Raw genomic sequence first — 13,041 nt, 5'->3', positions numbered from 1 at the left:
CCCGCTCTCTCCGCCCGCCCGCCGGAACAGGCTGACGCTGACCCCGAGATCAAAGCGAGCAGCACACCCGCAGGTCAAACAACCGACCCGGCCGCAGCGACAACCGCACGTTGTGTGCCGGGCAGGAGAGGCCGAGTGCCGGGCCGGACGGCCGAGAACGGCACGGAGGCCAGATCGGAACCGCAGGCGTCGGAGACCGCAGGTGTCGGAACCGCAGGTGTCGGAAGCGCAGGCGTGGGAGACCGCAGGTGTCGGAGACCAGGCGTGGGAGACCGCAGGCGTCAGAGACCAGGCGTGGGAGACCGCAGGCTCTAGAGTCGGGCGGCGTGGATCTCGATGCCGTACGTACCTTCGTCGCCGTGGTGGACACGGGCCAGTTCCAGCAGGCTGCCGCAGCCCTGTCGGTCACCCAGCAGGCGGTTTCCAGACGCGTCGCCACGCTGGAGAAGGAGCTCGGTGTGCGGCTCCTCACCCGCACGGCGCGCGGGGCCCGGCTCACCGTCGACGGGCAGGCGTTCCTGCCCCACGCCCGCGATCTTCTGCAGGCCGAGGAACGGGCGGCCGCCTCCGTGCGGCCCGGTCGGCGCGCGCTGCGCGTCGATGTGGTCGGCCGGCGGTTCGGGCCGGCCGGTCTGCTGCGTGACTTCCACCGCGCACACCCCGGCGCGGAACTCGACATCGTCACGCACTACGACGCGGACTCGGCGATCGCGGCCGTCCGGTCCGGCACCATCGACGCGACGATCCGGGCGCTCACCCTGCCCGTACGGCAGCTGCCCGACGGCATCGAAGCGGTCAGGGTCCTCGACGAGCCCGTCCAGCTCCTGGTCGGCCCGGCCCACGAGTTCGCCGACGCCGGCACGGTCGCCCCGGGCCGGCTCGCCGGGCGGCGGATCTGGATGCCCGACATGGCCCCGGGGACCGAATGGGCCGTGTACTACAGCGATCTCGCCGCCGCTTTCGGCTTCACCATCGACTCCGGCGGCCCCAGCTTCGGCACCGAACCGCTGCTGGACGCGATGGCCGAATCCCCGGCCCTGACCACCTTCATCGGCGAGCGGACCCGGTTCGTCTGGCCCGCCGACCGCGGGCTGCGGCGCATCGCCCTGCACGACCCGGTGCCGGTCTACCCGCACTCCCTGATCTGGCGCAGCGACAGCCCGCACCCCACCCTCGCGGCGTTCCGCGCCCACCTCGACCTGTCGCGGGCCGCCCACCACCCCGGTACGGGAGTCTGGCTGCCGGACTGGGCGCGGTGACCCGAGCCCGCGGGGATGGGGGGCAGCCCTGCGGTGCCGGCTGTACAGGTTGGCGGTTGCGGAGTGAGTGCCGTGCTGTCGGGCTCACTTGGCTGTCGGGCTCACTTGCCGGAGCCGGTGTGGTAGCCGACCGGGTCGACGTAGACGTCGGGGGCGTTGCCGCTGGAGGGGGAGACGGTGATGGCCAGCTTGTTCAGGTTCACGATCTCCGAGACGCGCTCGTTGGGCGGGGTGACGGAGAGCCTGGTGTAGGTCTTGCCGGAGCCGCTGGTGTCCGGGATGTAGTGGAGCAGGAAGCGGGTCTCCTCGCCGTGCGCGATGGTCATCGTGGAGCCCGAGGTGTCGGTGCGGGCGGCGTCGGGGCCGGTGTCGCCGAGGCCGTCGGGGCCGATCAGCTGGACGCCCGGGAAGCCGTGCATGCTGCAGGAGCTGGGGCCGGTGTTCTTCATGTTGATGACGATCTGGTTCTTGACCCCGGCGGAGGTGGCGCTGAGGGCGAGATTGTCGGCCTCGCACGTGGAACTCGACGCGCCTGACTGGGTCTTGGCGGTGACCTTGCCGTTCGCGGCTGAGCCCTTGCCGTCGGCGGACGAGCCGGACGCGGAGGAGCCGGACGCGGTGGAGGAGCTGGACGCCGAGGAGTCCGACGCCGAGGAGGAGTTGGACGCCGACGAGTCGGATGCCGAGCCCTTGTCGCCGGTGGAGCTGTTCGCGCCGGTGGAGCTGCCCGCGGCGGTGGACGTGCCGGTGTTGGCGGACGCGCTCGATCCGTCGCTGCTGCCGCACGCGGTCAGCGAGAGGCCGGCAGCGGCGACGACGAGGGCGAGTGCGGAGATCTTCTTGGCGCGCATCGGTACTCCTGAGGACGGTGTTGTCTCGTGCGCTTGCTCCGGCTGAGCAGGCGTTGTTGTTCTGTGGGATTCCGGCCCCCGGGTGAGTTGTTCTGGCCGGAGTCCGATCAAGACGCCCCTGTGACACACGGGTCGATACGCCGTTACGGGAAGGCGGATGAACCGGGACAGTCCGGGTGCTGATCTCGGCCTGCCCGGAGCTGAGCCCTGCCTCAGGGAAGCCGATCCCCGCCTCCCGGGAGCCGATCCCCGCCTCAGGGAAGCCGATCTCGCCCCCGGCCCCGCCCCGGCGCCGGTTGTCGTCCCGCACGCCGTCCCGTAGCCCCGTCCCGCACGCCGCCCCGTCCCGCACGCCGTCCCGTAATCACTCGCACCGCGGCCACCCGTCCGGATACCGTCACTTCCATGTCCTGCCCCGAGTCCGACAGACCGAGGCCACCGGCGATCCGCCGGTGGCCGAGTTCCTGCTGACCGAGGCCGCCTGACCCGCAGAGCAGGGTCAAGGGCACCCCTTCGCATGGCTCCGTCGCCGCCGCATCCCCGTACACGGCCTGTCTGTCCACGACGGTTCTCGTACCGAGGGGTCTGTCTCCCATGCCATTCGCTGTCTACGTCCTCGGGCTCGCGGTCTTCGCCCAGGGCACATCCGAGTTCATGCTGTCCGGGCTCATCTCGGACATCGCCACCGACCTGAATGTCTCGCTGGCCGCCGCCGGTCTGCTGACCTCGGCCTTCGCCGTCGGGATGGTGATCGGCGCGCCCCTCATGGCGCTCTTCGGCCGCACCTGGCCCCGGCGGCGTGCGCTGCTGCTGTTCCTCTCCGTGTTCGTCGCCGTGCATGTACTGGGGGCGCTCACCCCCAGTTACGGGGTGCTCCTCGCGACCCGTTTCGCCGGCGCGGTCGCCAATGCGGGCTTCTGGGCCGTGGCCCTGACGACCGCGTCCGCCCTGGTGCCGGAGCAGTTGAGGGCGCGGGCCACGGCCGTCGTGGTCGGCGGGGTCACCGTCGCCTGCGTGGTCGGGGTGCCGGCCGGGGCGGTGCTGGGGGAGCGGTGGGGGTGGCGGTCGGCGTTCTGGGCCGTCGCCCTCGTCTCCGTACCGGCGGTCCTGGCCGTCGTCCGGAGCATCCCGGCCGGCCGGCCCGGCGCCGAACCGGTCCCCGTACGCACCGAACTGCGCGCCCTGACCCGCCCCCGCCTCCGGCGGACCCTGCTCACCATGGCCCTGGTCCAGGGCGCGACCTTCTGCACGTTCTCGTATCTGGAGCCGCTCCTCACGCGGGAGACCGGGCTGAGCGCCGGCTGGGTGCCGGCCGCCCTCGCTCTCTTCGGCGTGGGCTCGTTCCTCGGTGTCACCGTCGCGGGCCGGTTCGCGGGTCTCCGCCCCACGGCCCTCATCGCGTCCGGCATGGCCGCTCTCACCCTGGGCTGGAGCGCCCTCGCGCTGACGGCGGGCAGCGCCCCGGTGGCCCTCGCGCTGATCCTGGTCCAGGGGGCGTTCGCATTCGGAACGGGTACGGCGCTGATCGCCCGCGTCCTGGGCCTGGCCCCCGGGGCCCCGACGCTCGCGGGAGCCTTCTGCACGGCCGCCTTCAACCTGGGCGCCACGCTCGGCCCTTGGGCGGGCGGCCTGGCCCTGGACGCCGGATGCGGCTACCGGGCGCCGGCCTGGGTGAGCGGTGCGCTGATGGCCTGTGCGCTGATCGCGGCCGGGGCTGCGCGGCGGGTGCGAGTGCGAGCCCGGATGCGGATGCGGATGCGGGGCAAGAAGTCCATGTATTAACCACTGACAATTTCTGACTTTTCGCCTGAAGTCGTGGAGGACTGCCAAGTCCTGTTTCGCGAGCATCTGCCCGTCCTTCCTTGTCAGGGGCTTGTAACAAGGGCCTTGGGGGCTTTGGGGTGCGTGGTGCCTGTGTGTTGCACTGGCGAATGTCCGAGGGTTCTTCGGGCGCGACATCGACCTGGCTCGGGTGAACGGGCCAGGTCCTGCCCCTTGCTTGAGGAGAGATGTATGAAGTCGTGGCGTAAGCGAATGACCTACGGTGCCGCTGTTGCCGCCGCCCTGGTCGCGATTCCGCTGGCCGCTGGTTCCGCCTCGGCCGCGAGCTGGCACGACCTCGCCGGTGGTCCCGAGATGTACCCCAACATGGCGGCGTGCAAGGCGGACATCCCCCGTGCGAAGAAGCAGTACCAGGACGCCACCTGTGTCGACGTCAAGGGGCGTATCTCCCTCTGGGTGCTGTACTGACGGCACAGCACAGCCGCCGGACGCGCGCACGGCCCCGCCGCCCACCGTCAACCGGTGGCGGTGGGGCCGCCGTTCGTGAGCGGGCGCCGCGCTGCCACCCTGAACCGCAGACCGGCGCGCAGCAGCCGCGCCCGCAGGACCGGCCCCATGGCGACGGCGGGCGTGAGCTGGCCCGCCAGGGCGGGGAGTTCGTCGAAGGCGAGGCAGAGAGCGGACTCGCCGAGGATCTTGGCGGTCTCGTCGTAGCCCGGGTCCCCGCCCGACACCTCGGTGCAGACGCGCTGCCCTCCGCCCTCGCCGACGAACCTGACGCTGAACCAGCTGCGGTCCCTGCGTTCCCTGGACGGGCCGTCGCCCGGCGCGAGCCGGCCGGAGATCCAGCGCCGGGCCGCGGGCAGCTGGGCGACGGCCGCCATCCCGGCCACCCCCGCCACCGCGCCGAGGGCGACCGGCAGCCGGCGGACCGCAGCGTAGTGGCGGTAGCGGAAGTCCGGGCCGTAGGAGTCGAGCGCGGCGGCCGAACGCGCCACCACCTGGGGGTCGATGGTGGGCAGCGGAAGCGCCCAGGCGCCGACCTCGGCAGCGAACCTCGCCCCGACCGGGGTGGAGATACGACGGTCCGAAGGCCAGGGCTCGACCGTACGGCGGTCGCGCGCCGCACGGATCGTCTGCCGCCCCCGGGACAGCGCGGTGAGGGTGGAGGCGAGCGTGCCGCCGGACGGAGCGGCGTTGGTGCGTACGAAACCGTCGATGCGCAGCGGTACGCCCTCCGGCAGTTGCTCGACGGTGAACTGGACGCCGAGGTCATGCGGTACGGAGTCGAACCCGCAGGCGTGCACCAGCCGCGCCCCGGTCTCCAGCGCGCGGGTCTGGTGCCGGACGTACGCGGTGTCGACGAACTCCGGCTCGCCCGTGAGGTCCACGTAGTCGGTTCCGGCGTCGGCGCAGGCGGCGACGACACCGAGGCCGTGCCGGACGTAGGGGCCGACCGTCGTGGCGAGGACCCGGGTGGAGCGGGCGGCTTCCCGCACGGTGGCGGGGTCGTGCACGTCGACGTGGAGCAGGGGGACGTCGGCGGCCGACGGTACGCTCTCCGCGAGCTGGCTCCGCAGCGCGCGCAGGCCCTCGTCGTTCCGTCCGGCCAGCGCCCAGCGGCACCCGTCGGGGACGTGGCGGGCCAGGTAGTCGGCGGTCAGGGCCCCGACGAAGCCGGTCGCACCGACGAGGACGATGTCGTACGTACGGTCCATGGTCTCGCACTCTCCTCAGCTGGCGGTTACCCAACGGTAAGTACGGTGCGCCGACGCGACAAGCGAGTGCCGTCGGGGAGAGGGCTCCGTCAGCCGTGCACCTGGCGCACGGCTCCGGACGCGCGTACTTCGGCGAGCGCTTGCCGTGCCAGCGGGCCGAAGTCCTCGCTGTTGTCGGTGTCGATCCACCGGTCGAAGGCGATCCCCCAGACGAGCATGCCCAGTTTCGCGGCCACGTGCGCGGTCAGGCTCGGGACTCCGCGGCGGCTGAGAGCCTCGGTCGCCGAGGCGGTGAGGTCGATCCTTTTCAGGGCTTCGCGTTCACGCAGTTCCGTATGGGCGTTCAGCACGGCCTGGCGGCGGCCGCTGAACTCGCGGTGGTCGACGGTGAAGAACGCTTGGCCGAGCGCGTCGAGGGCGTTCGCCACCGCGTCGAGCGGGCCTGCCGCCGGCGGCGCCGAGGCGATCCCTTCGACGAGCAGACCGGTCACCGTGCCGCTGCCGAAGAGCACCTCGCGCTTGTCAGGGAAGTGCCGGAAGAACGTGCTCCTGGTGAGCCCCGCGCGCTCCGCGATCTCGATCACGGTCGTGTTCTCGTAGCCGTTCTCCTCGAAGAGGTCGAGGGCGGCGGCGCCGAGTCGTCCTGGTGCGTCGGGTTGCCAGCGAGCCATGGGAGCAGTGTACGGGACTTCGTCCCATCGCTGGTGTACGGTCCATGAGACTGAGTCCCATCACTGGCCAGGAGAGGTCACCGATGAGTAGAGCTGTCCGTTACGGGCGATTTGGCGGTCCCGAAGTGCTCGAACTGCAGGAGATACCCGAGCCGCACGCCGCACCGGACGAGGTGCGCGTCCGGGTCACGGCCGCCGGGCTGAATCCGATGGATTGGCAGATCGCCGCACAGCCCGACATGGCGGCGCGGTTCGGCATCACCTTGCCGGCCGGGTTCGGCAGCGACTTCGCCGGTGTGGTGGACGAGGTGGGTGCCGAAGCCACGGGATTCGCGACCGGCGACCGGGTGTACGGGGCTGCGATTGGCCGGTCCGTCGCCGATTTCGTACGGGTCAAGACACCCGCGGCGCACCTGTGGGTCACCCCGGACGGCATCGCGGACGAGGTGGCGGGCACGCTTCCGGTGTCCGGTCTGACGGCCTCCGCCGCGCTCGCCGCGATCGGGCTCCGCACCGGGGACACCGTCCTGATCGGTGGGGCGGCCGGGGGTGTGGGCATCTTCGCCGTGCAACTGGCGAGGCTTGCGGGTGCCCGGGTGCTCGGCACCGCCTCCGAGGGCACGTTCGGATTCCTGCGTGGCCTCGGCGCCGAACCCGTGGCGTACGGCCCCGGCCTCGCGGACCGGGTGCGGGCCCTGGCGCCCGAGGGGATCACCGCTGCGACCGACCTGTTCGGAAGGGAGGCGGCCGAGACCGCGCTCAAGCTCGGCGTGGCACCCGAGCGGATCTCCGTCGTGGCCGACGGCCCAGCCCCGCCGCCCGGCGTGCGGAAGACGGGCGCCCTCGACGCGGGTCCTGGCGCCCTGGAGCGGATAGCCGACGCGATCCATTCCGGCGACATCATGGTGCCGATCGCGGCGACCTTCCCGGTCGAGCGGATTCGCGAAGCCGTGACGACGCAGGCCGATAGGCATGTGCACGGCAAAATCGTGATCGCACCGAGCTGAAGTCGTGGTTCAGCCCGCAGACTTACGAGGTCACGTGTGGTGGGTGCGGTGCATCGATGCCGTGATCGTTGACCGTGGCCTGTGGTGGGGTTCCGGTCTCGCGCGGCGATCACCCGAGGTCAAAGTGATGGCGCAACGGCCGGCACACGCCCGAACAGCGGGAAGCCTCCGATCCACAGAGCGGCTTCAGCTTCTGCCGGCCCGGCCAGGTACCTGCGCGAAGATTCCCCCCAACGTAGCGATCACCTCAACATCCGGCCTCCGGGGACGCGATGGCTTTCGATGAGGTGGGATTCAGGGCGGCGCCACTGGCGAGGGCCCTTGGTGAGGGGCCTCATCGGTGTGCCGGGGTGAGCGCCAGGTAATGCACGGGGCGCACGGTCCATTCGAGGTGGCGTCCCTTGCGGAGCAGCAGTACGAATCCGCAGGGCTCGCCGCGGTGCAGCGCGGCGAGCGCGGGCAGCCAGCCGCCGTGTTCGGACCAGCGCTGGGCGCGGACCTCCTCGCGGGGTGGCAGGCCGAGGACACGGCTGGTCCGCAGCTGGGCGCGGACCGTGCGGACGGCTTCGCGCGGGGTGGCGACGATTCGCAGGTCGACGGGCTCGGGCCGGAATCCGGTCGCGGGCCCGTACCGCAGCACCTCCAACCGGAAGCCGTACTCGACACGGGCCTCGACGCGGGTGGGGGTGAAGGGGGTGTGGCGTGACGTACGCATGGCCGACCGTCCGATCGCAGCGTCGGGGAGTCCGGGAGGCCCGCCTCAACTGTGGTGAGGGCAGGCGGAGTTACGCGGTCCCAGGCGCGGCTCGGTTACTGCTGCGGCCGTGGTGGCGACGTACGGTGACGGTAGCGTCACCGGTGCATGCGGCGCAACAGTGTGACGTCCCTACGTTGTGCCTCCGCATGGGGAACGCCCCCGACCTGCCTGGTGGGGGGCGTCTTGATCGCTGGTCAGATCAGGTGGTCGAACTCCCCGGCCTTCACGCCGAGCACGAAGGCGCGCAGCTTCTCGACACTGGTCGTCACCACTACTGCGGGGTCGTCGCTCTCGCGCATCTTGATCGAGCCGTCAACGGGTGCCAGCTCGATGCAGCTCTGATTGTTGTCTGCTCCCGAAAATGAGGACTTTTGCCAGTTGATTGCGTCGGTCATGCCGGTTGACTCACATTTCCTGTGCGATGCGGTGGATGAATTGGGCCGACTTCTTCGGGCTGAGCGAGATCGATTCGATGGAATCAAGCAGCTCTCGGTACCTGGCGAGTTGAGCCTCGGCGTCCAGGAAGCCCGCGTCGAAGGCGCTGTCGATCTGGACCGTGTCGAGCGCCGGGATGGTGGCCCCGGCGTAAACCATCGAGTGCACCGACCCGGTGATCCGCTCGGTGAACGGGATGACGCGAATCGTCACGGACGGCCAGGTGGAGACCGTCCGCAGGAAGTCGAGTTGGTCTCTCATCGTGCTGGTGTCGCTGTACCTCATGCGGAGGGCGGCTTCGTGGATGAACGCCTCGAACGGGGTCGGAGTGGGCCGGTCGAAAATATCGCGTCGCCGCACTCGGTGCTCGACGCGGGCGCTCAGTTCAGCGGTCGGGAGATCGGAAACGCCGCTCTGGATCAGATCTCGCGCATACATCTCCGTCTGGAAGATGCCGGGAATATTCAGCATCTGGATGGAGCGAATGTAGGTCGCCCGATGTTCCAGCTCCGCCAGGTCCAGGAAGCCGGGTGACAGTATTCCGCGGTACTCGTCCCACCACCCTTTGGTGCGCTCCTCGGCCATGTTCGCCAGCGCATCGACGAGGTGCTTGTCGTTCGCCGAGTAGTGGGCGGCGAGTCGGCGGACGCGCTGGTCGCTCACTCCGTACCGGCCCGATTCGATGTGACTGATCTGGGCCCGCTCGCCGCCGAGGTACGCGGCTGCCTCGCTCCCGGACATGCCTGCGCGCTCGCGCAGTTTGCGAAGTTCTGCGCCCAGGCGCTTCTGCCTGGCGGTCGGGTAGCTCCTTGGCGGCATCGACCCCTCCTGTTCGTGCGGTACGAGTGTGCCGCCTCACTGTGCCACTGGTCCACTCATATGGGTGCTACGGCCGTCCCACTGTTGTGCCGTCGCATTGTTGTGCCCTAGCGTCCTGAACGTCGCACGAAGCGTCGCAGGCCCGAAGTGCAGTCATCCGCATGCCAGTTGGCGGCATGAAAGGTGGCCGATGCCACGGGTACGGATGGCGATGCGCGCTGCGGCCGAGACCGGATCACGTAAGGGAGACCACCAGATGACCCCGGCAACCGCCCGACCCGTACCCCGTCCGCCCCTTCCGTGGCGCGGGGCCCGGTACCGGCTGATCGCGCCCAACAGCCCGACCGCGCCCGGCATCGTGCGCGAATTCCTTGGCACGCTGCTGCGGGCCACCGGTCATCCCGGCCTCGTGGAGGACGGGCGCCTCTGCGTGAGCGAGGTCGTCACCAATGCGTACTGCCACACCCGTTCACCGCTCGTCCGGGTGGACGTCACGGTCAACCCGAGGCGGGTGACGGTGTACGTGACGGACGACGAGCCGGCGGCGCTGCCCTGGCGCGCGCACACCGAACACGTCCCCTGCGGCGAACACGGCCGCGGCCTGGTCCTGGTGGAAGCCCTCGCGGCCCGCTGGGGAACCAGAGCCAACGGCGACCCCGTGCCGCGGTCCAAGTCCGTGTGGTTCACGCTCGAAACGGCCCCGTGAACCACAGAAGCACAACACGCCCCAGCGGGCGCCGGTTCAGTACAGCGGGCCGCCGCCGAAAGCCGCACGGTGGGAGGCGGGGCGTCGGCCGTCGGGCTCGGTCACTCCGTACTCATCGGCGAGTTCGGCGACGACATAGGTGTGCCCGCTGCGCTCCGGCAGCCGGCTGTCGTCCGCGAGGCGGGCGATGACGGAACCGACCAGCTCGGGTGATTCGGCGTCCGCCAGGCGGAACCCGGCCACCTCCGTCACCCCGGCCTCGACCAGCCCGTCCGTACGCACCAGGCCGGGCCAGAGGGAGAGCGCCGACACCCCCGTCGCGCGCAGTTCGTGCGCCATGTCGGCGGCCATCTTGTCCAGACCCGCCTTGGAGATGCCGTACAGCACCGAGTGCAGCGGGGCGCGGGCACCGAACGAGGAGATGTTGACGATGAGACCGCTGCCGCGGGCCACCATGTGGCGGGCCGCGTGCACCGAGGCGACGTAGTGGGCGCGCAGCCCGATGCCGACCAGCGGTTCCCAGTCGGAGACGGGCCGGGTCCAGAACGGCTCGTCGAGCCCGGCCATGCCGTCGGGCGCCGCCCATACGTTGTTGACCAGCAGGTCGAGCCGGCCCCGCTCGCCCGTGATCCGCTCGATCAGTGCCTCGACCTGTGAGTCGTCGCGGTGGTCGCAGCGCAGGCCGATGCCCTCGCCGCCGGCCGCTGTGACCCGGCGGGCGGTCTCCGCCTGCGGGCTGCCGGGGCCCGGCTCGCCCCGGCCGGTGACGTGGACGGTCCAGCCGTGCGCGCCGAGCGCGGTGGCGATGCCCCGGCCGACGCCCCGGCCGGTGCCGGTGACCAGCGCGACGCGGGTGGGGGTCCCGGTCACCGCAGCCCTCCCTGGTCGACGGCGTACCCCTGGGGCAGCGGTCGGCTCAGTGACCACAGGGTGCGGAAGTGGTGCTTGGCCAGACGCCAAGCGCCGTCCTCGACGACGTAACGGTCGTCGTACTCACCGCACATCACCCGCTCGGTCTCATCGGCGAGGTTGAGCTGCCGGAAGCGCAGCGTCCAGCGGCCGGTGGCCTCGGTGGGGGAGCGGAAGGCGATCTGCGGGTGCAGGCCGTGGTGCATGTCCAGGACGATGTGGCCCGCACCGCCGCGGGCCAGCGCGATCCGGCTGAAGAGGGTGACGAGCTCGTCGACGGTGGCGAAGGCGCCCAGTTCCCCGTAGTCGATGTCGGCGCCCTCACGGATGAAACAGGCGCGGAACTCCTCGGGGTCCTTGTGGTCGCAGGCGCGCAGATACCGGTACTTCAGCTCTTCGATCTCCTGCCGGGCCTCCAGCCGGGCAACACGCTCGGCAAGGCTCGGGCTCGGCGGGGCGGCGGACGGTGACGGCATCGCTGGCTCCTCTCGGCGTACGGATGGGCGGGCCGCGACAGTATGCGGCGGGTACGGGCGGAGGACACGGCGGATTCCCTGTCAGTGGGAGAAGCGGGAGCGGATGTCCCGCCGGCGGTCACCCGGTGGTCTCCGGGTCCGTGGTGAGGGACGCGCCGACGGGCAGCTGGTGGTAGCGGGCGCCGAGACCGGGGCCGTTGTCGCCGAGGAAGCCGCCGACCATCGCGGTGCCGACGTCGTTGAGTGCGCCGTCATGGATGGCGCAGACCTGCCGCGGGCCCACCTCGCGTACGTAGTCGATCAGTTGCCCGGTGCTGGACCACGGGCCGTGGACCGGCAGCAGCAGGGTGTCGACGGCGGTCTCCGGCACGGTGAGGGCGTCTCCGGGGTGGAAGAGCGCCTCGTCGATGAGGAATCCGACGTTGCCGACGCGCGGGATGTCGGGGTGGATGACCGCGTGCCACGTGCCGAGTACGGCCACGTCGAAGCCGGCCGCCGTGAACGCCGCTCCCTCTCCGACGGCGGTGACCCTCCCGCCGAGGCCGTCCAGCCGCTCGGCGACCGCGGTGTTGGCCCAGATGCGCAGGGCCGGATTGTCCTGGGCGGCCCTGCGGAGCACCTCCTCGGAGAAGTGGTCGAAGTGTTCGTGGGTGACCAGGACGGCGTCGGCGCCTTCGAGTGCTTCCGGTCCGGTCAGACCTCCGGGGTCGACGGTCAGGCGGCGGCCGTCCTTCTCGATACGGACGCAGGCGTGGCCGAACTTGGTGAGCTGCATACGGGCCTCCTCAGGCATCCCCGAAACTGTACAACCTGGTTGTACAGATTAATTGTACAGATTGGTTGCACAGTTTCGGCTAGGATGGGGGCCATGGAAGACGACGCGCTGGCCGAAGACCTGCGACGGGCGATCGGGGAACTGGTCCGCGCCGTGCGGACCGTTGACACCATGCCCCCGGGAGAGGCCGCCGTCCTGGGTCATCTCGACCGGAGCGGCCCGCAGACCACGGCCGAACTCGCGCACCGGCGCGGAGTGACGCATCAGTCCGCCGCCAAGTCCGTCAAGGAACTCATCGCCGGCGGCTCGGTGCGCGCCGAACCGCACGCCGACGACGGGCGCAAGCTCCTGCTGCACCTCACCGACACCGGCCGCACCCGCCTCCAGCAGGAGCGCACCCGCCGGGCCACCTGGCTCAACACCGCTATCCGCGAGGCACTCGACGGCGACGAGCGGGGTCAACTGCGGGACTGCGTGCCCCTGCTGGACCGCGTCACCGCCCGCATCAACGGGGCGTGACCCAGGGGGCGGCGGAGCCCGGCTGTCCTATGTCCTAGTACCGCAGTGACGCGAACCAGTCGCCCCGGCCCCGGGGGGTGAGGTCGAGGAGGTGCCATACCGGGCTGAGCAGGTCGATGCCCCGCTGGTCGATGTCGTCGGCCATCCGTGGGTGGGCCGGGCCCTCCTGGAACACGTAGTCGTCGACGACAGGGCCCGGCGGCAGCGCCCGGCGCAGGGCTGCGACGCGCTCGCGGTGGCGCATCAGCTCGATCTCGGCCTGCCGCAGCTCCTCGCGGGCGCCGACGTAGCCGGCCGATTCCCCGGTGAGATTGGTCTGACGCATCGCTACCTCCGGCTGAGCCGCTGTCCGGTGGC

16 protein-coding genes are annotated in these 13,041 nt (G+C 71.0%); 6 read left to right on the top strand and 10 right to left on the bottom strand.

Translation table 11 applies throughout. The features are described 5' to 3' along the window. Nucleotides 1-326 precede the first annotated feature (326 nt). Nucleotides 327-1,259 (top strand): LysR family transcriptional regulator, encoded by a 933-nt coding sequence (locus OG510_RS15265; RefSeq protein ID WP_406137363.1) that lies wholly within the window; start codon nt 327-329, stop codon nt 1,257-1,259. 101 nt (nt 1,260-1,360) lie between these two features. Here the strand turns inward: OG510_RS15265 and OG510_RS15260 are convergent, their stop codons facing one another. Then, complete coding sequence (locus OG510_RS15260) at nt 1,361-2,110, bottom strand: DUF4232 domain-containing protein (RefSeq protein WP_406137362.1); 750 nt, start codon at nt 2,108-2,110, stop codon at nt 1,361-1,363. A gap of 594 nt (nt 2,111-2,704) precedes the next feature. Here OG510_RS15260 and OG510_RS15255 point away from each other — a divergent pair. Both OG510_RS15255 and OG510_RS15250 read left to right on the top strand, forming a co-directional pair. Then, nucleotides 2,705-3,892, top strand: a complete 1,188-nt coding sequence (locus OG510_RS15255; RefSeq protein WP_406137361.1) for a Cmx/CmrA family chloramphenicol efflux MFS transporter — start codon at nt 2,705-2,707, stop codon at nt 3,890-3,892. Nucleotides 3,893-4,123: 231 nt separating this feature from the next. Next, entirely contained in the window at nt 4,124-4,360 is a 237-nt protein-coding gene (locus OG510_RS15250; RefSeq protein WP_406137360.1) for a hypothetical protein, read from the top strand. A 47-nt stretch (nt 4,361-4,407) separates the two neighbouring features. Here OG510_RS15250 and OG510_RS15245 read toward each other — a convergent pair whose 3' ends face one another. Together OG510_RS15245 and OG510_RS15240 are read right to left on the bottom strand one after the other, a co-directional pair. Beyond that, nucleotides 4,408-5,610 carry a saccharopine dehydrogenase family protein gene (locus tag OG510_RS15245; RefSeq protein WP_406137359.1) on the bottom strand — a complete coding sequence of 401 codons (1,203 nt, stop codon included), beginning with the start codon at nt 5,608-5,610 and terminating at the stop codon, nt 4,408-4,410. Nucleotides 5,611-5,699: 89 nt separating this feature from the next. After that, nucleotides 5,700-6,281 carry a TetR/AcrR family transcriptional regulator gene (locus OG510_RS15240; RefSeq protein ID WP_406137357.1) on the bottom strand — a complete coding sequence of 194 codons (582 nt, stop codon included), beginning with the start codon at nt 6,279-6,281 and terminating at the stop codon, nt 5,700-5,702. A gap of 83 nt (nt 6,282-6,364) precedes the next feature. Here OG510_RS15240 and OG510_RS15235 point away from each other — a divergent pair, with 83 nt between their 5' ends. Continuing rightward, nucleotides 6,365-7,288 carry an NADP-dependent oxidoreductase gene (locus OG510_RS15235; protein WP_406137355.1) on the top strand — a complete coding sequence of 308 codons (924 nt, stop codon included), beginning with the start codon at nt 6,365-6,367 and terminating at the stop codon, nt 7,286-7,288. Between the two features lie 334 nt (nt 7,289-7,622). Here OG510_RS15235 and OG510_RS15230 read toward each other — a convergent pair whose 3' ends face one another. The 3 genes from OG510_RS15230 to OG510_RS15220 all read right to left on the bottom strand — a co-directional run bounded on the left by OG510_RS15230 (nt 7,623) and on the right by OG510_RS15220 (nt 9,299). Continuing rightward, complete coding sequence (locus OG510_RS15230; protein WP_406137353.1) at nt 7,623-8,003, bottom strand: hypothetical protein; 381 nt, start codon at nt 8,001-8,003, stop codon at nt 7,623-7,625. A 236-nt stretch (nt 8,004-8,239) separates the two neighbouring features. Beyond that, complete coding sequence (locus tag OG510_RS15225; RefSeq protein ID WP_328330032.1) at nt 8,240-8,440, bottom strand: DUF397 domain-containing protein; 201 nt, start codon at nt 8,438-8,440, stop codon at nt 8,240-8,242. 10 nt (nt 8,441-8,450) lie between these two features. Next, nucleotides 8,451-9,299: a helix-turn-helix domain-containing protein gene (locus OG510_RS15220; RefSeq protein ID WP_406137351.1), complete on the bottom strand. Its 849-nt coding sequence runs from the start codon at nt 9,297-9,299 to the stop codon at nt 8,451-8,453. A gap of 256 nt (nt 9,300-9,555) precedes the next feature. Between OG510_RS15220 and OG510_RS15215 the strand changes: the two genes are divergently transcribed. Continuing rightward, nucleotides 9,556-10,005 carry an ATP-binding protein gene (locus OG510_RS15215; protein WP_406137350.1) on the top strand — a complete coding sequence of 150 codons (450 nt, stop codon included), beginning with the start codon at nt 9,556-9,558 and terminating at the stop codon, nt 10,003-10,005. A gap of 36 nt (nt 10,006-10,041) precedes the next feature. On the opposite strand, the gene OG510_RS15210 is transcribed toward OG510_RS15215, so the two are convergent. The 3 genes from OG510_RS15210 to OG510_RS15200 form a co-directional block, all read right to left on the bottom strand. Next, complete coding sequence (locus OG510_RS15210; RefSeq protein WP_406137349.1) at nt 10,042-10,875, bottom strand: SDR family NAD(P)-dependent oxidoreductase; 834 nt, start codon at nt 10,873-10,875, stop codon at nt 10,042-10,044. Next, complete coding sequence (locus OG510_RS15205; RefSeq protein WP_406137347.1) at nt 10,872-11,390, bottom strand: nuclear transport factor 2 family protein; 519 nt, start codon at nt 11,388-11,390, stop codon at nt 10,872-10,874. The genes OG510_RS15210 and OG510_RS15205 overlap by 4 nt, the downstream gene beginning before the upstream one ends. Nucleotides 11,391-11,508: 118 nt before the next feature. Then, nucleotides 11,509-12,165, bottom strand: coding sequence for an MBL fold metallo-hydrolase (locus tag OG510_RS15200; RefSeq protein ID WP_406142405.1), 657 nt, complete (start codon nt 12,163-12,165; stop codon nt 11,509-11,511). A gap of 93 nt (nt 12,166-12,258) precedes the next feature. Here OG510_RS15200 and OG510_RS15195 point away from each other — a divergent pair, with 93 nt between their 5' ends. Further along, nucleotides 12,259-12,684 carry a MarR family winged helix-turn-helix transcriptional regulator gene (locus tag OG510_RS15195; RefSeq protein ID WP_406137345.1) on the top strand — a complete coding sequence of 142 codons (426 nt, stop codon included), beginning with the start codon at nt 12,259-12,261 and terminating at the stop codon, nt 12,682-12,684. 34 nt (nt 12,685-12,718) lie between these two features. Here OG510_RS15195 and OG510_RS15190 read toward each other — a convergent pair whose 3' ends face one another. After that, complete coding sequence (locus tag OG510_RS15190) at nt 12,719-13,009, bottom strand: DUF899 family protein (RefSeq protein ID WP_406137344.1); 291 nt, start codon at nt 13,007-13,009, stop codon at nt 12,719-12,721. Between the last annotated feature and the right edge of the window lie 32 nt (nt 13,010-13,041).

Origin of the sequence: Streptomyces sp. NBC_01089 (genome assembly GCF_045162975.1) — a bacterium.
GTDB lineage: Bacteria > Actinomycetota > Actinomycetes > Streptomycetales > Streptomycetaceae > Streptomyces.
The sequence above is the reverse complement of the archived record's forward strand: the minus strand, read 5'-3'. Positions and strand labels throughout refer to the sequence as shown.